Genomic DNA, 20,693 nt, shown 5'->3' on the forward strand with positions numbered 1-20,693 from the left:
ATATGGGGAGGATGTCCCCATATACCTTTCTTGCTGATTAAGTATAAAATTGTAAAAAACATGGAGGTGTTCACCTTGCTGAAATATATCGGTAAACGTTTCATTTACATGATCATCACATTGTTTGTGATTGTGACCGCCACATTCTTCTTAATGCAGGCAGCGCCGGGCGGACCATTTTCCGGCGAAAGAAAGCTGCCGCCTGAAATTGAGGCAAACTTAAACGAACACTATGGCCTGGACAAGCCTCTTTTCGTTCAATATGCCAGCTACTTAAAATCTGTGGCGATGTGGGACTTCGGACCTTCTTTTAAATATAAAGGCCAAAGTGTTAATGATTTAATCAATTCAGGCTTCCCCGTTTCATTCACTCTCGGTGCAGAAGCTATTCTCCTCGCTTTAGCGTTCGGTGTGCTTTTCGGGGTGCTTGCTGCCCTGTACCATAATAAATGGCAGGATTATACCATTGCGATTTTAACGATCTTTGGGATCTCAGTTCCGAGCTTTATATTGGCGACGATTTTGCAATATATTTTCTCAATTAAATTAGAACTGTTCCCGGTCGCAGGGTGGGAATCCTGGGCATACACCTTTCTGCCCTCTATTGCGCTCGCTTCCATGCCGATGGCGTTCATTGCCAGACTCTCCCGTTCAAGCATGATTGAAGTGTTAAACAGCGATTACATACGGACTGCAAAAGCTAAAGGACTTTCCCGTCCGTCAGTCACCGTGCGCCATGCGCTGCGAAACGCGCTTTTGCCGGTCGTGACATATATGGGGCCGATGGCGGCATCCATTTTAACGGGAAGTTTCATCATTGAATCCATTTTCGGAATTCCCGGATTAGGCGCGCATTTTGTAAACAGCATTACAAACCGTGATTATACGGTCATTATGGGAGTTACCGTGTTCTTCAGCGTGCTCCTGCTTTTATGCGTATTAATTGTAGACGTGCTGTACGGATTAATCGATCCGAGAATCAAGCTTTCCAAAGCAAAGAAAGGAGCCTAGACCATGCAGAACATTCCTAAAAATATGTTTGAACCAGCTTCAGCTAATGCCGGCGATGCCGAAAAAATAAATAAAAAAAGCCTTTCCCTCTGGAAAGACGCCATGCTCCGCTTCCGCAGCAATAAGCTTGCGATGGTCGGGCTCGTACTGATCGTTCTTATTATTCTGATGGCGATTTTAGCGCCTTTCTTTTCAAGGTATGATTATGCCACTACCAATCTATTAAATGCGGATAAAGCACCGTCGAAAGATCATTGGTTCGGCACGGATGACCTTGGAAGGGATATATTCGTCCGTACATGGGTGGGCGCGCGGATTTCCATCTTTATCGGTGTCGCAGCTGCCGTGCTTGATTTATTAATCGGCGTAATCTGGGGCAGCATTTCCGGATTCCGCGGCGGACGCACAGATGAAGTGATGATGCGCATCGCCGACATTCTGTGGGCTGTTCCTTCCTTATTAATGGTTATTTTGCTGATGGTTGTCCTGCCGAAAGGATTGCTGACCATTATCGTCGCCATGACGATCACGGGCTGGATCAATATGGCGAGAATCGTCCGCGGACAGGTGCTGCAATTAAAGAATCAGGAGTATGTGCTTGCTTCACAGACACTCGGCGCCAAAACCGGCCGGCTGTTGTTTAAGCATATCGTCCCGAACGCGATGGGCTCTATCCTCGTAACGATGACACTGACGGTTCCGACGGCGATTTTTACAGAAGCGTTTTTAAGTTATTTGGGCCTCGGCGTACCTGCGCCGCTTGCGAGCTGGGGAACGATGGCCTCAGACGGATTGCCTGCATTAACCTATTACCCTTGGCGTTTGTTCTTCCCTGCCGGCTTTATCTGCCTGGCGATGTTCGGCTTTAACGTTGTCGGCGACGGGTTAAGAGACGCGCTGGATCCTAAGTTACGCAAATAAGGAGTGATATGAGTGACACGCTTGCTAGAAGTAAAAGACTTAGCCATTTCATTTAAAACATACGGCGGAGAGGTACAGGCAATCCGCGGCGTGAATTTCCATTTGAATAAAGGAGAGACGCTTGCGATCGTGGGGGAGTCGGGTTCCGGAAAAAGTGTGACCTCCCAAGCGATTATGAAACTGATCCCGATGCCGCCGGGCTACTTTAAAAGAGGACAGATTCTTTTTGACGGACGCGATATCGTGCCGATGTCTGAAAAAGAAATGCAGGCTATCAGAGGAAAGGACATCGGAATGATTTTCCAAGATCCGATGACCTCTCTGAACCCGACGATGAGAGTCGGCAAACAAATTACGGAAGTGCTTTTCAAACATGAAAAAATCTCAAGTGAAGCGGCGAAAAAGCGCGCCATAGAGCTGCTTGATCTCGTCGGAATTCCGATGCCCGAAAAACGGATCGGCCAATTCCCCCATGAATTTTCAGGCGGAATGAGGCAGCGTGTCGTCATCGCGATGGCGCTTGCGGCAAATCCGAAACTGTTAATTGCCGATGAACCGACAACGGCGCTTGATGTGACGATTCAGGCACAGATCCTTGAGCTGATGAAAGATCTGCAAAAGAAAATTGATACGTCTATCATTTTTATCACGCATGATCTCGGCGTTGTCGCCAATGTCGCCGACCGGGTCGCCGTCATGTACGCAGGTCAAGTCGTCGAATCGGGCACGGTGGATGAAATCTTTTATGATCCGCGCCATCCGTATACGTGGGGACTGCTTGCCTCAATGCCCAGCCTGGACAGCACCGATCAGGAAAAACTGACGGCCATCCCGGGCACGCCGCCTGATCTGACGAATCCTCCGAAAGGGGATGCATTTGCGCTCCGCAGCTCATATGCGATGAAAATCGACTTTGAACAGGAACCGCCGATGTATAAAGTGTCAGATACGCATTTCGTGAAATCGTGGCTTCTGCATCCTGATGCGCCTAAGGTCGAGCCGCCTGAAGCGGTGAAGGCTAAAATCCGTCAGCTTCCGAATACGTATCAGCATCCTGTTTTAATGAAGGAAGGTGAAAAAAATGACTGAGAAGCTTCTCGAAATCAAACACTTAAAACAGCATTTTTTCACGCAAAAAGGAACGGTAAAAGCCGTAGATGATTTGTCATTTGATATTTATAAAGGCGAAACGCTCGGCCTTGTCGGAGAATCAGGCTGCGGTAAATCAACGACGGGCCGCAGCATTATCCGGCTGTATGAGGCAACCGGCGGGGAAGTTCTCTTTAACGGGGAAAATGTCCACGGGAAAAAATCCCGCAAGAAGCTGCTGGAGTTTAACCGGAAAATGCAGATGATTTTCCAGGATCCGTACGCATCTTTAAATCCGAGAATGACAGTCGCCGACATTATTGCCGAGGGAATAGATATTCACCGCCTGGCAAAAACGAAAAAAGAGCGGATGCAGCGGGTTCACGAACTGCTGGAAACGGTCGGTTTAAATAAAGAGCACGCCAACCGCTACCCGCATGAATTTTCGGGCGGACAGAGACAGCGTATCGGAATCGCCAGAGCGCTGGCGGTTGATCCGGAGTTTATCATCGCGGACGAACCGATTTCGGCGCTTGACGTCTCCATTCAGGCGCAAGTCGTCAATTTAATGAAAGAATTGCAGAAAGAAAAAGGGCTCACTTACCTGTTTATCGCCCATGATTTATCAATGGTCAAATACATCAGCGACCGCATCGGCGTCATGTATTTCGGAAAATTGGTGGAGCTTGCGCCGGCGGATGAGCTTTACGAAAACCCGCTTCACCCATACACGAAATCATTGCTGTCCGCTATCCCGCTCCCTGATCCGGACTATGAAAGAAATCGCACGCGAAAGAAATACGATCCGGCAGTTCATCAGCTGCAAGACGGAGAAAAAATGGAATTCAGAGAAGTGAAACCGGGACATTTTGTCATGTGCACAGAAGCTGAATTTAAAACCTATCTATAAACGTATCATCCTCCAAGACTCAGTCTTGGAGGATTTTTTTGCGCACATTCAAGTTTATTAAGCCTGCTCCCGTTTTTCTATAATGGAAAAAAAGGGGGAGATCAGTATGAAAACCATTTTGTGCGCCATTTGTGCGGGACTGTTTATCAGTGCAGCCGCTTATCCGGCCCACGCCGCTGCGAAAGAGGAGCAGCCGCTTGTAAAAATAGCGCTGGCCGAAAAAGAACTGCCGAAATCAAATGCACGGTTCGCTTATCCGTCAGGCCTGCATTTTTCACATCCTGATAAGGTGCGGGGCATTTACGTCACAGGGCATTCAGCGGGAGGAAGCAAATTCGGGGAGCTGACAGACTTTGTGGACAAAACGGAGCTCAATACAATGGTGATTGATGTCAAGGATGACAACGGAAACCTCACCTTTAAGCCGGACGGCCATTCTGAGTATGCCAAAATCGCCAAGCCGTACATCAAAGACCCAAAAAAGATGATGAAAAAGCTGGAGGAAAAAAAGATCTATCCGATCGCGCGTATTGTCGTATTTAAAGACAGCGAACTCGCGAACAAAAAGCCGGAGTGGTCTTTTAAAGAAAAAAACGGAAGTGTCTGGAAAAACGGCCGCGGCGAATCGTTCGTCAATCCGTTTATGAAAGAAGTATGGGATTACAATGTAAAGATTGCAAAACAAGCCGTAAAGATGGGTTTTCAAGAAATTCAGTTTGATTATGTCCGTTTTCCTGAAGGATTTGAAAAACGTGATGACGAACTGACATACGGTCACGGCGATTACGGAAAAACAGCAGACAGCAATGTGCAAAAACGCGTTCATGCCGTCACCGATTTTGTCGGTTATGCGAAGAAAAAACTCAAGCCGTACGGTGCGGATGTGTCGGTTGATATTTTCGGCTATTCAGCCACGCTGCCGGAAGCGCCTGGTATCGGCCAGAATTTCAGCAAAATTTCAGAACAGGTCGATGTCATTTCATCCATGATTTACCCGAGCCATTGGACAAGCTATTTCGGCATTGATAAACCGGATCTTGAGCCTTACAAAGTCGTCAAAGAATACGCAAAGGTGGAAAATAAAAAACTGTCTAAGCTGAAACACCCGCCTGTATCGCGTCCGTGGCTTCAGGACTTCACGGCATCATATCTCGGCAGCGGAAATTATCAAAAGTACGGGAAACGCCAGGTGGAAGACCAGGTTAAAGCGCTGCATGATGAAGGAATTGACGAATTTTTATTGTGGGACGCGGCAAACCGCTATACCAAAAACGTCGATTACACACCATTTTAAAAAAATTGAAACCATGTTAAAGGATCACACGTCTTAATAGATGTAAGATTGTTTAAACAATCGGAAATGGGGTATATCTAAAAGTGTGAAGACAACGAACCCATAAGGAGCAAATGAATGAACTGGTACGAAAAGCTGAGTGAATATTTTCCGATTGAAGAAATGAAATCAAAAGCGCATATGGAAGCTCTGTTAAAGGAGCAAAGCGATGTTTATCATAAAGAAGAGGGGCAGTACCACGTGCTGATGTATGCGGAATTTGACTCTTTCATCTTTATTGATTACCTGTTTGTGTCAAAGAAATCCAGAGGACAAGGCCTCGGAAGCAAGCTGATCGGCAGGCTGAAAAAGAAAAACAAGCCGATTCTGCTTGAGGTGGAGCCTGTTGACGAGGATGACACGGATACACAGAAACGCTTGCGTTTTTATCAAAGAGAGCATTTCAAGCACGCGCAGTCAATCGGGTATCGGCGCCGGTCATTGGCTACGAATGAAGTGAACAAAATGGAGATTCTGTACTGGTCACCTAAGACGGAATCAGAAGAAGAAATGTTTGAAGCAATGAAACAGACATATGAAAACATTCACACTTATAAAGATGAAAAATGGTACGGAGAATCATACGAAAAAACGGATGAAGTTCTCAAAGTCATTGATGAGAAAAAACGAAAAAACATTTTCGATCAGCTGAGCTAATTGAGAATGGGGAAACATCCGCCAGCCGTAAATTTGCCGGATTGACACATTTTTTTCTCAGGAGACTGTTCACACTTACTTTTTTATAGTATAATACCTATAAAGATTCCTTTTTTAAAGTCATTTCAATTTGAGAATACAAACATGTTCATCCTACTAATTAGAGGAGTGAAGATTAATGGTTACATTATACACATCACCTAGCTGTACGTCATGCAGAAAAGCAAGAGCTTGGCTTGAAGAGCACGAGATTCCTTTTGTAGAAAGAAACATTTTCTCCGAGCCGTTATCAATTGATGAGATCAAGCAGATTCTGCGTATGACTGAAGACGGTACGGATGAAATTATCTCTACCCGTTCTAAAGTATTCCAGAAACTGAACGTAAATGTTGAATCTATGCCGCTTCAAGACTTATATACTTTAATCAATGAGCATCCGGGACTGCTCCGCCGTCCGATCATCATTGATGAAAAACGTCTGCAAGTCGGCTATAACGAAGATGAAATCAGACGATTCCTGCCAAGAAAAGTGCGTTCTTTCCAATTAAGAGAAGCACAGCGTCTTGCCAACTGATATAAGCTTACGATAAGCATGGAAAAAGCCCAAAACCATCGCGGTTTGGGCTTTTTTTATTTTTCAGTCTGCTGGTAAATCATACTGGCGAGGATAACAAATACGACGGTCAAAATCGGCAGCATCATTTGTATAATGCCGTGTTCTGCCATGAAAAATGACAGCTTGCTGTCTCTGGCAATCATTTCACCGCCGGTAAATGCGAGAAGACCGCTCCCGGCATACATCAATAAAGGCATTTTTTCCATGGCGGCATGAACGAGCTTGCTGCCCCAAATGATAATCGGCACCGAGATGAAGAGACCGATCACTACAAGTGTCAGCTCACCGTGAGAAGCGCCGGCTACTGCGATGACATTGTCAAGCGACATAAAGATATCAGCCAGAACGATTGTGCGGATGGCTTTCCAAAGAGAAGAACTGCTTTTCACATGCTGCGCATCTTTCTTCTCAATCAGAAGCTGATAGCCGAGATACAATAAAAATACCCCGCCTGCGCATTGCAAAAAAGGAACATTCAATAAATAGACCGCAGCGCTCGTCAGAACGATCCTCAAGACGACTGCGATAAATGTTCCGAAGATGATCGCTTGCTGTCTTTGTTTATGGGCCAGATTCCGGCTGGCCATCGCGATGACGACGGCATTGTCACCGCCGAGAATAAGGTCAATCCCGATAATAAGCAGAAGGGACAGCAGGTAATCGTGCGGCATGGTAACACCTCGCTTATAGATCGATTGCTTGTACAGCTAATATATGAAGCAGTGCGCTATTTATGATGGGAACCGGGAGAAAGCCTGTTTTTCGCTGTGAAAATGCTTTTTTATTTCTTTTATAACTGTTTTATCATAAAATAGAAATATAAAGAATTTGCGCTGTCTTCTATAAGGTTAAGATGTGGACGGAATGGGTAAAGTGTAGTAAAGTACTATTCATCGGGAGCTTAGATGTCCCTTCAACATCTTATAAAGAAGGGAAGGTTGGCAAAATGGAAATAGAAAGAATTAATGAGCATACTGTAAAATTTTATATGTCTTATGGTGATATTGAAGATCGCGGTTTTGACAGAGAAGAAATCTGGTACAATCGCGAGCGCAGTGAAGAACTGTTCTGGGAAGTCATGGATGAAGTGCATGATGAAGAGGAATTCGCTGTCGAGGGTCCTCTTTGGATTCAGGTTCAGGCATTGGACAAAGGACTGGAAATAATCGTAACAAAAGCCCAGCTTTCCAAGGACGGACAAAAACTCGAACTGCCGATCCCGGAAGATAAAAAACAAGAGCCGGCAGATGAAAATCTCGATGCTTTACTTGATGATTTCCAGAAAGAAGAGCAGGCCGAGAGCCGGGAAGATAAGGAGCAAAAGCTTCAGTTCACTTTGCGGTTCGATGATTTTGAGGATCTCATCTCGCTATCAAAATTGAATCTTAACGGAATTAAAACGACCCTGTATTCGTTTGAAGACCGATATTATTTATATGCAGATTTTTATGAGCAAACTGATGAAGAGGTTGAAAATCAGCTAAGCATCCTGTTGGAGTACGCGCACGAGTCATCAGTCAGCATTCACCGTCTTGAAGAATACGGAAAATTGGTGATCGCTGATCATGCGTTATATACAATAAAAAAACACTTTGCATCATAACAAACCGATTTCTCTCAGCAGAAATCGGTTTTTTTTGTTCTGAATGACAGGATGAACGGCTGAAAACCGTATAATGGCTCTCATCCGCAAACAGGATTATATCTTCTTCCTGCTGAATACAACAAGATTCAGGAAAGGAGAAGATGCAACATGTTCAGTGCTGTGACTGCCGATGGACGGCTCATTCAGCTGGCCGGAAGCTATTCAAAGGAAAAAGCGGCGGAGCTGAGAAAGAAACACTGGTTCTGCCCCGTTTGCAAAAGTGAGCTTGATATCAAACTGGGACGGGAGAAACTGCCGCACTTCGCTCATAAAAAAAGCAGGCTGTGTCCCGGGGAATCCGAACCTGAAAGCGAATACCATCTTGAAGGAAAAAGACAGCTTTTTCTCTGGCTCAAGACACAAGGGTGCAGTGTCAGCCTGGAACCGTATCTGACTTCCGCGGGACAGCGGCCTGACTTGACGGCAGAAAGCGGAGACGAGAGGCTGGCTTTTGAATTTCAATGTGCGAACCTTTCGGCGGACTCTTTAAAGAGCCGGACGGCAGGCCTGAAAAACGCCGGGTACCGGCCGGTCTGGATCATCGGGGCAAAACGGTTAAAACGGATGGCCGCGCAATTTTTCCGGCTTTCTGCTTTTCACTGGCAGTTCTTTGAAGTCAATTCATTTTCCTCCTTACTGTTTTACTGCCCCGACGCCCGCTCCTTTTACAGGCTGCATTCCATCACTCCATTTTACACCGGCTATTCTTATGCCGGCTTAACCACAATCCCTCTTCACAAAGCAAACCTGAAAGACATTTGTCATCCGGAAGGGCGGCACAGCGTCAGACTTCCCTCGTGGGGACGTGCCGTAGCCGGCTTCCGCAACAAAAGCGGGCGGTTTTTATCTGAAGATGCCGGTCTTATCCGGCGTCTTTTTTACGAAAGACATCAGGTTGCATTTCCATTTCTCCCATCTGAAGTGTTTATTCCCGTTTCAGCGGGCTTTGTGTTTGCAAGTCCCGTTTTTGTGTGGCAGGGCCATTTATACTTACGGCTTGCGGAACTTTCTAAAAAAGGCGCGCCGATCCGATTATCCGGCATGGTTCATGATTTACGGCAAAAAATCAGGCATAAGGAGATCCGGATGCGGTATGGTTCCCAAGATAGCCTTATCAGAATGGCGGTAAAACAATATGCTGATTTCTTATGCTTGCAGGATTTTTTAAGGGAAATTGAGAATGAAGTATATATACCCTCATCTCAACGGAAGCTCCCTCAAACGGCAGAAGAGCTGCGCCGGCGGGATCTGCTCTTTTTTGGGGAATGAGAATGCTTCATTTCGTTCACCCTAACGTCAAGGTGGTGGCGAATGTGAGGGGCGTACAAGCATTTTGTTTTCGTTTTTTCACTGTATTATTGGTATGCTCGGTCTTATATGCCGCATATGATTTGACAAAAGGCAGTGAAAAGCCGGAAGATAATCACAACACAAGTTTTTGGAGAAACAATCGTTTTTTCAATTGGCTTGAAGTAAAGAAAACGAGGGGGATCACCATGACTGAGGAAAATAAAGCAGCACAGCTGCCTGACAGAAGTGAAGTAAAGGCAGAGCATACATGGAGACTAGAGGATATTTTTCCTAGTGATGAGGCCTGGAATAAAGAATTTCAAGCAGTTAAAGAATTAATTCCGAATTTATCTTCTTTTAAAGGCACGCTTGCTCATTCGGCTGATAATTTATACGCTGCGCTTACGGCACAGGATGAAGTGACGAACCGCCTTGGGAAACTTTATGCATACGCGCATATGCGCTCAGACCAGGATACGGGAAATTCTTTCTACCAAGGGCTGAACGACAAAGCCGCAAGCCTGTATTCTCAGGCTGCCAGCGCGACTGCTTACATTGAACCGGAAATTCTGGCGATTCAGGAGGACAAGCTGCACCAGTTTATTCTGGAAAAAGAGGAGCTTAAGCTTTACTCCCATGCAATTGAAGAAATTACAAAACAGCGTCCGCACGTGCTGAGCGAACAAGAAGAGGCCCTGCTTGCGGAAGCCTCAGAAGCGCTGTCGTCGCCTTCCAATACATTCAGCGTTTTAAATAACGCCGATATTACGTTTCCGTCGATTAAAGATGAAAACGGCAAGGAAACTCAAATCACACACGGCAACTTTATTAATTTCCTGGAAAGCAGCAATCGTGAAGTCCGTAAAAACGCATTTGAAGCCGTATATAAAACATACGGACAGTATAAAAACACGATGGCGACTACACTCAGCGGCACTGTGAAAAAAGATAATTTTTACGCCCGTGTGAAAAAGTATAAATCAGCACGGGAAGCGGCTTTATCCAATAACAGCATCCCTGAAGAAGTTTACGATAACCTTATTAAAACGATCAATAAACATCTTCCGTTATTACACCGTTACATTGACCTGCGGAAAAAGGTTCTCGGCCTTGATGAAGTCCATATTTATGACCTTTACACACCGCTTGTAAAAGATTCGGGAATGAAGGTCACATATGAGGAAGCGAAAGATTATATGCTCAAAGGACTTGCTCCGCTGGGCGAGGAATACGCGTCTATTTTAAAAGAAGGACTTGAAAACCGCTGGGTCGATGTATACGAAAACAAAGGAAAACGCAGCGGTGCTTATTCGTCCGGTACATACGGCACGAATCCGTACATCTTGATGAACTGGCATGATAATGTCAATAATCTGTTTACGCTCGTTCACGAGTTCGGCCATTCCGTGCACAGCTACTATACGAGAAAATATCAGCCGTATCCGTACGGTAACTACAGCATTTTTGTCGCTGAAGTCGCTTCAACGACTAATGAAGCGCTGCTCGGTGAATATATGCTGAACAGCTTAAAGGATGAAAAACAGCGTCTGTACCTGCTCAACCACATGCTTGAAGGATTCAGAGGCACAGTGTTCAGACAGACGATGTTCGCTGAATTTGAGCATCTGATTCATACGAAAGCGCAGGAAGGCGAGCCGCTAACGCCTGAACTGCTGAACGAACTTTATTATGATCTGAATAAAAAGTATTTCGGTGACAACATGGTGATTGATAAAGAAATCAGTCTGGAATGGTCAAGAATTCCGCATTTCTATTACAATTATTATGTGTATCAATATGCGACAGGCTACAGTGCGGCCCAAGCGCTGAGCAGCCAGATCTTAAAAGAAGGCAAGCCTGCGGTGGAGCGCTATACCGAATTCTTAAAAGCGGGAAGCTCGGAATATCCGATCGACATACTGAAAAAAGCGGGAGTCGATATGACATCGCCTGAACCGATCGAGGCGGCCTGCAAAATGTTTGAAGAGAAACTGAACGAAATGGAAGAGCTTCTTTCGAAAGTGAACCCTTCGTAATTCAAAAAAGCCTGTGCATAAGTTGCGCAGGCTTTTTCTAAAACCCTTTAAACGTTTTTCTGTGATTCAGCCGGTACAAGGCAAACAATATGGACAGAAACAGCAGGGGAGATGTAATGTAAATCGGCAGCATGTGCATCATGGCCAGCAGATTTAAAAAGAAGAAAAACACAATCATTCCGATGATCAATACGGTGCGGAGCATTGATTTCCCTCCTTGTTTTTCATTGATATATTCTATGAAAACAAGCAGTCAGTTATGTTTTGTGACAAAAATATGAACATTAATCTTATGGCTTGTCAAAACTCGACAAGATTTGATATGATAAGGATGTGAAATTGATCACAAACAAACATTACCCCTTTGTTTGACCGTGAAAAATTTCTCCCATCCCCTTTGTTGTCGTTAAGACATATGAAACCGCGCTTATCCCGGCGCGGTTTCTTTATTTGCACAAAAAAAGCCGGCTCCGTAAGGAATCAGCTTTTTTTAATGATCACAACAGGTGACATCCTCCTGGGTGCCGGAAAGAGACTTCCAAAACAGACCGTGCTTTGCTTCCACTCTGGCGACCTTTTTCGCGAATGCCAGTTTTTTCATTTCTTTTTCAACTTCTTCTAGACTCAAATCATAAACGAGTGCGATTTCTTTCGATGCGACAAACCGGAAATATTCAATGAAACATTCCAAAGGCGGCGTTTCAGAAGGCTTCGGTTCATCCCCGAGCATTTCGAATAAGATCTCTTCGTACACGTCATAAGAATAGTTGCCGGGAACCTTCAGCCCTTCATCATCATGCAGGCTGTTAAAGAACGTCAATGTCGGGTTGACGGTGACATCCATTTCCGCCGCGATTTTCATATCGCACTGAAGCGCTTTTACCGCGCTTTGCGAATGGAGGTCGCGCTTGAATTCTTCAACATCTAATTTCGTCTTTTCGGCAATTTCTAAAAGAACGTCTTCATCCGTAATATTCTGCTTGGAAACAAACAGGCTTTCCTGCATGCTGCGGAGAAACAGAATGCCCGCTTTTCTTCCCTGCAGTTCGGCCGCTTTTAAAGCGAGTGCGGCAAGGTAGGGCGATGAAAGAGGCTGATCTTGCTCAAGCCAAAGGCTTCCGTCACAGGGCATCCCGGAACGGTTCGCAATTTTTTCCCAAGCTTCGGCAAGAAGGTGTTTTTTCCGCTTTTGCTTATTCAGCGATGTAATGCTCGCGGAAACAATGATCCGCAGCGTAAAAAAACGTCCGTATTTGATTTTTAATTTTTTTATGGCGGGCTCCAGCGACCAGCATTCAGGACATAAAGGGTCGACAAACATGTAAATTTCGAGCGGTTTTTTTGGATGTCCGTGGCAATGGGCGAAGTATTGCTCATGCTGATAATTCGTCAATATGATCGATCCTCCGCTTCTGACTGGTTTACCATATGCCTGGCCGTTAGTTCCAGACGCCCGTACAGAAATTCACGAATATCGCCCTCCAGCCCGACATCATCCATCGCTTTGCTCATACAGCTTAGCCACGCATCAGCCCTCTCGTCCGTAATCGGAAAGGGGAGATGCCTTGCCCTGAGCATGGGGTGTCCGTGCTCTTCAGTATAAAGAGGAGGTCCGCCCAAATACTGGGTTAAAAATTGCTTTTGTTTTCTGGCCGTTTCAGTCAAATCACTTGGAAATATCGGCTTCAGCAAGGGATGAGACGAGACACGCTCATAAAAAGTATCAACAAGTTGCGATAGAAGTTCCTCTCCAATCGCTTCATATGGTGCGTTAAACGATTGTCCCATGTTGACTACTCCTTTATATGGCTAATAGGAATCATAATTCCCATTGCGAATTTATCTTTCAGTTTTACTATCTTCAGTTACTGTATATTTTAGCAATAACATTTTATTTCTACAAACAAAGTGCCTTTCTGTCAGGCGCTTGTATTTCATATCATATCACATCGCCTTCATTCATGTGTAAGATTTCACTCCGCAAAAAAACCAGAGGGCGAAGGAAGCCTCTCTGGTTTACGCGTAATACTGTTTGGTTATGTTTTTAACATATTGCTGTGTTTCCTTAAACGGCGGAATGCCTCCGTACCGATCTACGTTGCCGGGGCCTGCGTTGTAGGCGGCTAACGCCAGAGATACATTTCCGTCGTATTTCGTGAGCATCTGCTTTAAGTACTTTGTACCGCCCTCAGCGTTCTGGACGGGATCAAGCGGGTTTGACACCCCGAGTGATTCTGCCGTGGAAGGCATGAGCTGCATCAGTCCCATTGCCCCCGCACCGCTGACCGCTTTCGGATTAAAGCCTGATTCCTGTTTAATAACCGCGCGGATCAGCTTTTCGTCCACTCCGTATTTTTCGGCCGCTTTCTGAATGGCGCTGTCTATTGAAAAGTTTCCGGTGCTGATATCAGAAGTCGCATCCGGAGACTTTATGCCCGGGGAAGCGGTCTGTGAAGCAGCCGCGGAGCCGGATGAAACGGGAATTCTCGGTGAATATGAAGCGTGAGCGGTCCGCACACCGTTTAAAATTCCTGATTCCGGCTGCTGCCGGACGGCTGTGTCCGTATACTGGCTGAGAAGCGCGCTGAAATTGGCAAGCGGGCTATCTGAAGATTGTCCGCCTGAAGCCGTGCTTGTATGAGAGATTGATTGCAGCGCCATTGATTGCAGCTGGAGAAGGGCCGCCCAATTCGTTATATTCACTGTGTCATTCCACCTTTTTTTGTTTCTGTTCATAAAAACGCTGGATTTTATTTTTCGTGATCCGCTCTGGGATGCCGAATTGCTTGAGCAATTGTTCAAACGCCCGTTTTCCTTCATCCCAGTCAGCAGCTTCGAATTCCAATTCAAAGTCTTCTTTCTCTAAATATCGGCTGTGATCTAAAATGATTAAGCCTTTTTCTGATTCTTTTTCCGAGCGTGCGGTCGACAGCGTCCCGAAATAGCAAATGTGTTCTGAGTTGATTCCGAGACCTTCCAGCTGACGTTTGACGGGGCCTTCCGGAATCTTGAAGACGTCAAGATCAGGTGCCGCAAGCTCTTGGTGGGTTTCCAGCAGACCGACCGCGGCAGGCTCTTTTAACGTCAGAACGAACGCGCCGTCTTTTTCTCGGATGCGGAGTGCTGATTTTTTTTGTTTCAGGGAAAAATCTTTCGTGTCGAAATAATGATTGACCTGCTGTTTAAAATCATGTTCTTTCATGCAGAGTGCTTCACTCAGCTTCAGAAATTCTGATTTTGTCAGCAGGTTTTTGAATTCAATTTCTATTTCTTGGGTCATGACAGTCTTCCTTTCAGGACGAAAAATTGTATAATTCCCATTATCTCTTTAGAGGTTACGTTTATCAATATCGACCTTGATATGATAAAATAAATGCTGTACTTTGTTAAAAAAGGAGAACATTATGCAAAAGAGAATTGAAATCCAAAATGCATCATTAACAGAAGACGCGCTCCGCTTGAAGTGCGGAGAGGACTTAAGCGGAGCGGAACGCAAAGCCTCAGGTCAAATGCTTGTTGATTCCGATCACTTTGCTTTTGTATACATACTTGAATCAGCTGACTCTTTTGAATATGTCTTTATAAAAGAACATATCTGGCCGGATCTGAAAAAAGCCTTAGACCAAAGAAAACCGGCGGTCCTTGAGGCCGGCGGAAAAATGGTTGAACTTTCAGGGCTGCATGAAGAACTCGATTATCTTCTTGAAAATATTAAAGATAATGCAAACTACGGAGATATGGAAGAAAAAGTGAAAAGCGTATTTCTTTAGAACAGGTTCGGAATTGGGGGATGTACGATGGATGACAAACAATGGGAGCAATTTCTAGCGCCATACCGCCAGGCTGTTGAAGAATTAAAGGTGAAGCTGAAAGGCGTCAGAACCCTTTATGAGTATGAAGATGACCACTCACCGATTGAGTTTGTGACAGGCCGCGTGAAGCCGGTGGCGAGCATACTTGAAAAAGCGAGACGAAAAAGCATACCGCTTCATCAGATTGAAACGATCCAGGATATCGCGGGGCTGCGTATTATGTGCCAATTTGTCGATGATATCCAGATCGTCAAAAATATGCTGTTTGCCAGAAAAGATTTTACCGTTGTCGATAAGCGGGATTACATAGCAGAGCATAAGGAAAGCGGATATCGGTCTTACCACCTTGTCGTTTTATATCCTTTACAAACAACGTCCGGAGAAAAGCACGTTCTTGTGGAAATACAGATTCGGACGCTTGCCATGAACTTTTGGGCAACCATTGAGCATTCACTGAATTACAAATACAGCGGGAACATTCCCGAAAAAGTAAAGCTGAGGCTGCAGCGGGCCTCAGAAGCCGCATCACGGCTCGATGAAGAAATGTCAGAAATCCGCGGAGAAATCCAGGAAGCCCAAGCCGCGTTCTCGCGAAAGAAAAAAGCGGGAGACCACCAGTAGGAAAGGAGGGGAATGGCATGAAATTTGCCGTTTCTTCAAAAGGAGACGAGGTTTCAGATACACTGAAAAGCAAAATACAGGCGTATTTACTCGATTTTGATATGACCTTGGATGAAAAAGAGCCGGAAATCGTTATTTCCGTCGGCGGTGACGGAACGCTTCTTTACGCATTTCACAGGTACAGCGACCGTCTTGATAAAACGGCGTTTGTCGGAGTTCACACGGGGCATTTGGGTTTTTATGCCGATTGGGTTCCGCAGGAGATAGAAAAGCTCGTTCTGGCCATTGCCAAAACGCCGTATCATACCGTGGAGTATCCCCTTCTTGAGGTGATTGTCACTTATCATGATGAAGAGCGTGAGGAGCGGTATCTGGCTTTGAACGAATGTACGATCAAAAGCATAGAAGGCAGTCTCGTCGCTGACGTGGAAATTAAAGGCCAGCTGTTTGAAACGTTCAGGGGAGACGGTTTATGTCTGTCCACGCCTTCCGGAAGCACGGCTTATAATAAGGCGTTAGGCGGCGCAATCATCCACCCTTCCATCAGAGCGATTCAGCTTGCGGAAATGGCCTCCATCAACAACAGAGTGTTCAGGACTGTCGGCTCGCCGCTTTTGCTTCCCGATCATCATAACTGTGTCATCAAACCGAGAAACGACGTCGACTTTCAAGTCACAATTGATCATTTAACCTTGCTGCATAAGGATGTGAAGTCCATTCTATGCCGTGTGGCAAATGAAAAAGTCAGATTTGCAAGATTCCGTCCTTTTCCGTTTTGGAAAAGGGTGCAGGATTCCTTTATCGGAAAAGGCGAATAGAAAGAGGAAACGGATTGGACAACTTTTTTATCCAAAAGAACATGACTGCCCGGGAAGCCGGCATGACGGTAAAAGAATATACGGCGCAGCTCGGCATTTCAAAGCGGCTTCTCGCTGACATTAAATTCGGCGGGGGAGACCTGCTTGTGAACGGAGAGCATGTAACCGTCCGCACCGTGTTAACGGACGGAGATGTGCTTAAGATTGAATTTCCGAAGGAGCATGTGAGTGAAACGCTTTTGCCTGAGCCGGTTCCGCTTGATATTCTTTATGAAGATGACCATGTGCTTGTGGTCAATAAACAGCCGTATGTCTCCTCAATTCCATCAAGAGAACACCCGTCGGAAAGCATCGCTAACGGAGTGATCAGCCACTACCGAAAAAGCGGCGTGCAATCAACGGTTCATCTTGTCACCCGCCTTGACAGGGATACATCGGGGGCGATGCTCATCGCCAAACATCGGCTTTCCCATTCTCTTTTGTCGGCAGCGCAGAAGAAGGGGCTTGTCAGCAGGCGGTATCTCGCTGTCGTACACGGGATCATGCTGCAGAAGGAAGGAACGGTGGACGCGCCGATCGGAAGAAAACACGACAGTATTATTGAGCGGATGGTAACGCCGGAGGGACAACGAGCGGTGACGCATTTTCAAACGGAAAAAGCGGGACATGCGTTTACGCTTGCAGCCCTGCGGCTGGAAACGGGGCGGACGCATCAAATCCGGGTGCACATGAGCTACCTCGGCCATCCTTTAGTCGGTGATACACTGTACGGCGGAAAAAATGAGGGAATTGCGCGGCAGGCTCTTCACAGTGAGCGGCTTTCATTCGTACACCCCATGACCGGAGAAACGCTCGTTTTTCACGCTCCGGTGCCTGACGATATGAAAACATTAATTGAACACATGTAAAGCCCGAACCGTTTACCGGTTTCGGGCTTTTTTTCATGCCTCCCTGCCGTGATCCTCGCGAAATCGTGAAGCGTCATAGGGCATTGAGCTTTCCACAGAGACGGTTTCATGCTCCGGAAAGCGAAAGCCTGTCAGCTGATTGCCGAAGACGCATCCTGTATCAATGTTGATCGTACGGTTGATGATCCGGGGGCGTTTTACCGGGGTATGCCCGTAAACAATCCATGCCTTGCCTTCGTAAGCGGCGGCCCAGTCTCTTCTGACGGGCCTGCCGTCGGGATACGTTTCACCCGTGATATCGCCGTACAGAACAAATTCTTTTACCTTACGCGAGTATTTACCGATATCGTCAGCTTTTATGCCGGCGTGGGCGACAACGAGATCGCCATTATGTAAAATGTCATAAAGCGGCGCTGACTCATATAATCGGATGAATTGTCTGGAGACTTCCGTTCTGTCGGCGGGAGACAGCTCTTTCAGTTCGGCTGCCGTCGTTTCCAGTCCGTGCATCACTTTTACGGGGTTTCCTTTTAAGTAACGATACAGTTTGTTGCAATGATTTCCCGGGACATAACGGACGGCTCCTTTTTCATATGCTTTTGCCGCAAAACGCATCACTTCTACGGATTTTGGGCCTCTGTCCGTTAAATCCCCCGCAAAGACAAGCGTCCTGCCTTCAGAATGAACGGGCGTTCCGTCTTTGACTTCATATCCGAGCTTTTGCATTAACGCGATCATTTCGTCATAACATCCGTGTATATCGCTGATGATGTCATAAGCCATTCGTGTCAGCCTCCTTATTAACGGTTTTTTATTTATTATGGGGCTAATTCCTATACCTAATTACGCTGTTTTTGCACAAATTAAAAAAAGAATTAAAGAAATAAAGCCTTATCACTTTTTTTTCGCGTTCAGCCTTGTTAGAATATGCGTTATGTTTTTAAAAAAAAGTAAGGTTTCGCCCGCTTTAAGCGGGCTTTTATAACCCTTGTTTTAAGGAGGTATTTACGAATGGAACACACATCAGTCGCATCTTTAGTCGTCGTTCTGATCGTCGCTTTTTTGACGCCGCTCCTTTTACATCGGTTTAAGCTCAGCATCCCCGTCGTCGTCGCGGAGATCATCATGGGGCTTATTATCGGAAAAAGCGGCCTGAATCTTGTCGTTCAGGGAGATACGTGGCTGGAGACGCTGTCTGTTCTCGGCTTTATCTTTTTAATGTTTTTAAGCGGCTTGGAAATTGATTTTTCTTCATTTGAGAAAGGGAAGAAAAAACAATTCCTTCCGAACGGCAAGGAGGCGCCCAACACGTTTTCTGCCGCACTGATTATCTTTTTCGGCATCTTTATTTTATCATTGCTGCTGTCCTATGCCTTTGTATTAGCCGGTTTTATACAAAACGCATTTTTAATGACGCTTATTATTTCGACGATATCACTCGGTGTGGTGGTCCCGACTTTAAAGGAAGAACGGATCATGAACTCCAATATCGGCCAGATCATCCTGCTTGTCGCTGTTATCGCGGACTTGGCTACGATGATTCTGCTCGCTTTCTTCTCTTCTCTTTACGGAGAAGACAGCGGAAATATGTGGCTTCTGTTGATTCTCTTTGCCGCGGGGGTCGTGCTGTATTTCTTCGGCAGGATCTTTAAACACCGTTCATTTGTGCAGTCGATGTCCAAAGGCACCGTGCAGATCGGCACGAGAGCCATTTTCACACTGATTATCGTGCTTGTCGCTTTATCGGAATCTCTCGGGGCGGAAAATATTCTCGGCGCGTTTTTGGCAGGCGTTCTGGTATCGCTTCTGTCTCCGAATAAAGAAATGGTGGAACAGCTGGATTCATTCGGCTACGGGTTTTTAATTCCGATCTTTTTCGTCATGGTCGGGGTGAAATTGGACATTTGGACGCTTTTCCAAGATCCGAAAACATTAACGATGATTCCGCTGCTTCTGCTTGCGCTGTTTATCAGCAAAATGTTTCCGGTGTTTTATTTAAAGAAATGGTATGACAAAAGAACCGTGTTTGCTTCGGGCTTTTTGCTGACGTCCACGCTGTCGCTTGTTATCGCGGCGGCTACGATCGGAGAAAGGCTCCACATTATCAGCGCCAATATGTCCGGCGCGCTGACTTTAGTTGCGGTTATTGCCAGTATCATCACGCCGATCGGCTTTAAGAAATTATACAAACGGCAAAGTGCGCCGCAGGAAAAAAAGCGCATTACATTTATCGGCGCCAACCAAATGACGCTTCCGGTTACGCTGGAATTGCCTGAGGAGGAATATGAAGTACGGGTCGTCCATGTGTATCAGGAAAATGCCGGGGAAACACTTGCGGAATCCGTTTTTTCGGTTGACACGATTTCTGATTACGAGCCCGGCACGCTTGAGTCGCACGGTATTTTCAAAACGGATATTCTTGTCGTGGCGACGGGAAATGAAGATGTGAACGCCGAAATCGCCTTAATAGCGAAAGAGAAAGGGACTGAGCGTATCATCGCAAGCGTCGGCTCGGTTGAGCATGAAACAAAACTGAAAGAAGAGGGCATCAGTATTTTTTCTATCCTTCTGTCTACAAAGACGCTCTTGCGCGCATTAATTGAGGCGCCGGGCGTGATGAGCCTCCTGACGAATGAGGAGTCTTCGTTATATCAGATCAATCTGGAAAACCCGGCGTATAACGGCATCATTCTGCGGGAATTTCCGCTGATGGGCGATGTGATTTTCGTCCGGATTTTCAGAGGTGTGGACAGCATCGTTCCGCACGGAGACACGCGGCTGAAAACAGGAGACCGTCTCATCGTCACGGGCTCGCGCAACTACGTGTCGGAACTGAGAAAAATTCTTGAAGCTTGACCAAATTGCAATTCGTGATAATATAGAAGGCATAACAAATAAATCATTAATCGTATGACCACTAGGGGTGTCCTTCATAAGGGCTGAGATAAAAGTGAGACTTTTAGACCCTCATAACTTGAACAGGTTCAGACCTGCGTAGGGAAGTGGAGCGGTATTTTTTTGGGGTT

22 protein-coding genes and 1 riboswitch are annotated in these 20,693 nt (G+C 45.9%); of the genes, 15 read left to right on the forward strand and 7 right to left on the reverse strand.

Annotation, left to right across the window (positions count from 1 at the left end; translation table 11 throughout):
* The first annotated feature begins 75 nt into the window (after nt 1-75).
* The 7 genes from BXO87_RS01480 to spx all read left to right on the forward strand — a co-directional run bounded on the left by BXO87_RS01480 (nt 76) and on the right by spx (nt 6,495).
* Nucleotides 76-1,011, forward strand: a complete 936-nt coding sequence (locus tag BXO87_RS01480) for an ABC transporter permease (RefSeq protein WP_014417417.1) — start codon at nt 76-78, stop codon at nt 1,009-1,011.
* A 3-nt stretch (nt 1,012-1,014) separates the two neighbouring features.
* Complete coding sequence (gene oppC / locus BXO87_RS01485) at nt 1,015-1,932, forward strand: oligopeptide ABC transporter permease OppC (protein ID WP_032874455.1); 918 nt, start codon at nt 1,015-1,017, stop codon at nt 1,930-1,932.
* A gap of 12 nt (nt 1,933-1,944) precedes the next feature.
* Nucleotides 1,945-3,021: an ABC transporter ATP-binding protein gene (locus BXO87_RS01490; RefSeq protein WP_003155039.1), complete on the forward strand. Its 1,077-nt coding sequence runs from the start codon at nt 1,945-1,947 to the stop codon at nt 3,019-3,021.
* Nucleotides 3,014-3,931 (forward strand): oligopeptide ABC transporter ATP-binding protein OppF, encoded by a 918-nt coding sequence (oppF, locus tag BXO87_RS01495; protein ID WP_020955632.1) that lies wholly within the window; start codon nt 3,014-3,016, stop codon nt 3,929-3,931. The genes BXO87_RS01490 and oppF overlap by 8 nt, the downstream gene beginning before the upstream one ends.
* 106 nt (nt 3,932-4,037) lie before the next feature.
* Complete coding sequence (locus BXO87_RS01500) at nt 4,038-5,225, forward strand: putative glycoside hydrolase (RefSeq protein ID WP_084191224.1); 1,188 nt, start codon at nt 4,038-4,040, stop codon at nt 5,223-5,225.
* 117 nt (nt 5,226-5,342) lie between these two features.
* On the forward strand, nt 5,343-5,921 hold the full coding sequence (locus BXO87_RS01505) for a GNAT family N-acetyltransferase (protein ID WP_007409110.1): 579 nt from the start codon (nt 5,343-5,345) through the stop codon (nt 5,919-5,921).
* Between the two features lie 178 nt (nt 5,922-6,099).
* Nucleotides 6,100-6,495: a transcriptional regulator Spx gene (gene spx, locus BXO87_RS01510; protein WP_003155034.1), complete on the forward strand. Its 396-nt coding sequence runs from the start codon at nt 6,100-6,102 to the stop codon at nt 6,493-6,495.
* A 56-nt stretch (nt 6,496-6,551) separates the two neighbouring features.
* Here spx and BXO87_RS01515 read toward each other — a convergent pair whose 3' ends face one another.
* Entirely contained in the window at nt 6,552-7,208 is a 657-nt protein-coding gene (locus BXO87_RS01515; protein WP_007610610.1) for a TerC family protein, read from the reverse strand.
* A gap of 275 nt (nt 7,209-7,483) precedes the next feature.
* On the opposite strand from BXO87_RS01515, the gene mecA reads away from it, so the two are divergent.
* From mecA to pepF, 3 genes are all read left to right on the forward strand, one after another.
* Nucleotides 7,484-8,140: an adaptor protein MecA gene (gene mecA, locus BXO87_RS01520; RefSeq protein WP_003155032.1), complete on the forward strand. Its 657-nt coding sequence runs from the start codon at nt 7,484-7,486 to the stop codon at nt 8,138-8,140.
* Nucleotides 8,141-8,290: 150 nt separating this feature from the next.
* Nucleotides 8,291-9,451, forward strand: coding sequence for a competence protein CoiA family protein (locus BXO87_RS01525; RefSeq protein ID WP_038457629.1), 1,161 nt, complete (start codon nt 8,291-8,293; stop codon nt 9,449-9,451).
* A 227-nt stretch (nt 9,452-9,678) separates the two neighbouring features.
* Nucleotides 9,679-11,508: an oligoendopeptidase F gene (pepF, locus tag BXO87_RS01530; protein ID WP_003155028.1), complete on the forward strand. Its 1,830-nt coding sequence runs from the start codon at nt 9,679-9,681 to the stop codon at nt 11,506-11,508.
* Nucleotides 11,509-11,545: 37 nt separating this feature from the next.
* On the opposite strand, the gene BXO87_RS20760 is transcribed toward pepF, so the two are convergent.
* The 5 genes from BXO87_RS20760 to BXO87_RS01550 all read right to left on the reverse strand — a co-directional run bounded on the left by BXO87_RS20760 (nt 11,546) and on the right by BXO87_RS01550 (nt 14,788).
* Nucleotides 11,546-11,713 (reverse strand): hypothetical protein, encoded by a 168-nt coding sequence (locus BXO87_RS20760; protein ID WP_003155026.1) that lies wholly within the window; start codon nt 11,711-11,713, stop codon nt 11,546-11,548.
* Nucleotides 11,714-11,998: 285 nt separating this feature from the next.
* Nucleotides 11,999-12,901 (reverse strand): protease adaptor protein SpxH, encoded by a 903-nt coding sequence (gene spxH / locus BXO87_RS01535; RefSeq protein WP_032874464.1) that lies wholly within the window; start codon nt 12,899-12,901, stop codon nt 11,999-12,001.
* The gene (locus BXO87_RS01540; RefSeq protein ID WP_007610618.1) at nt 12,898-13,296 is read right to left on the reverse strand and encodes a globin domain-containing protein; all 399 of its coding nucleotides are present in this window, start codon (nt 13,294-13,296) and stop codon (nt 12,898-12,900) included. The genes spxH and BXO87_RS01540 overlap by 4 nt, the downstream gene beginning before the upstream one ends.
* A 228-nt stretch (nt 13,297-13,524) precedes the next feature.
* Nucleotides 13,525-14,211, reverse strand: coding sequence for a lytic transglycosylase domain-containing protein (locus BXO87_RS01545; protein ID WP_038457632.1), 687 nt, complete (start codon nt 14,209-14,211; stop codon nt 13,525-13,527).
* 4 nt (nt 14,212-14,215) lie between these two features.
* Nucleotides 14,216-14,788, reverse strand: coding sequence for a CYTH domain-containing protein (locus BXO87_RS01550; protein WP_038457635.1), 573 nt, complete (start codon nt 14,786-14,788; stop codon nt 14,216-14,218).
* Between the two features lie 124 nt (nt 14,789-14,912).
* On the opposite strand from BXO87_RS01550, the gene BXO87_RS01555 reads away from it, so the two are divergent.
* The 4 genes from BXO87_RS01555 to BXO87_RS01570 are packed head-to-tail and all read left to right on the forward strand — an operon-like array spanning nt 14,913 to nt 17,667.
* Nucleotides 14,913-15,278, forward strand: coding sequence for a UPF0738 family protein (locus BXO87_RS01555; protein ID WP_038457637.1), 366 nt, complete (start codon nt 14,913-14,915; stop codon nt 15,276-15,278).
* Nucleotides 15,279-15,305: 27 nt separating this feature from the next.
* Nucleotides 15,306-15,941, forward strand: a complete 636-nt coding sequence (gene yjbM / locus BXO87_RS01560; RefSeq protein ID WP_038457640.1) for a GTP diphosphokinase — start codon at nt 15,306-15,308, stop codon at nt 15,939-15,941.
* Between the two features lie 17 nt (nt 15,942-15,958).
* A complete protein-coding gene (locus tag BXO87_RS01565; protein ID WP_003155018.1) occupies nt 15,959-16,759 on the forward strand; it encodes an NAD kinase in 801 nt (266 codons plus the stop codon).
* Between the two features lie 14 nt (nt 16,760-16,773).
* Complete coding sequence (locus BXO87_RS01570) at nt 16,774-17,667, forward strand: RluA family pseudouridine synthase (protein WP_038457642.1); 894 nt, start codon at nt 16,774-16,776, stop codon at nt 17,665-17,667.
* 33 nt (nt 17,668-17,700) lie between these two features.
* On the opposite strand, the gene prpE is transcribed toward BXO87_RS01570, so the two are convergent.
* Nucleotides 17,701-18,450 carry a bis(5'-nucleosyl)-tetraphosphatase PrpE gene (prpE, locus tag BXO87_RS01575; RefSeq protein ID WP_038457644.1) on the reverse strand — a complete coding sequence of 250 codons (750 nt, stop codon included), beginning with the start codon at nt 18,448-18,450 and terminating at the stop codon, nt 17,701-17,703.
* Between the two features lie 228 nt (nt 18,451-18,678).
* Here prpE and BXO87_RS01585 point away from each other — a divergent pair, with 228 nt between their 5' ends.
* Nucleotides 18,679-20,523, forward strand: coding sequence for a monovalent cation:proton antiporter family protein (locus BXO87_RS01585; RefSeq protein WP_007610641.1), 1,845 nt, complete (start codon nt 18,679-18,681; stop codon nt 20,521-20,523).
* A gap of 53 nt (nt 20,524-20,576) precedes the next feature.
* A riboswitch (TPP riboswitch) is annotated at nt 20,577-20,685 on the forward strand.
* The last annotated feature ends 8 nt before the right edge of the window (nt 20,686-20,693 follow it).

The sequence above is a fragment of the Bacillus sp. GZB genome, assembly GCF_001975995.1.
Classification (GTDB): domain Bacteria; phylum Bacillota; class Bacilli; order Bacillales; family Bacillaceae; genus Bacillus; species Bacillus velezensis.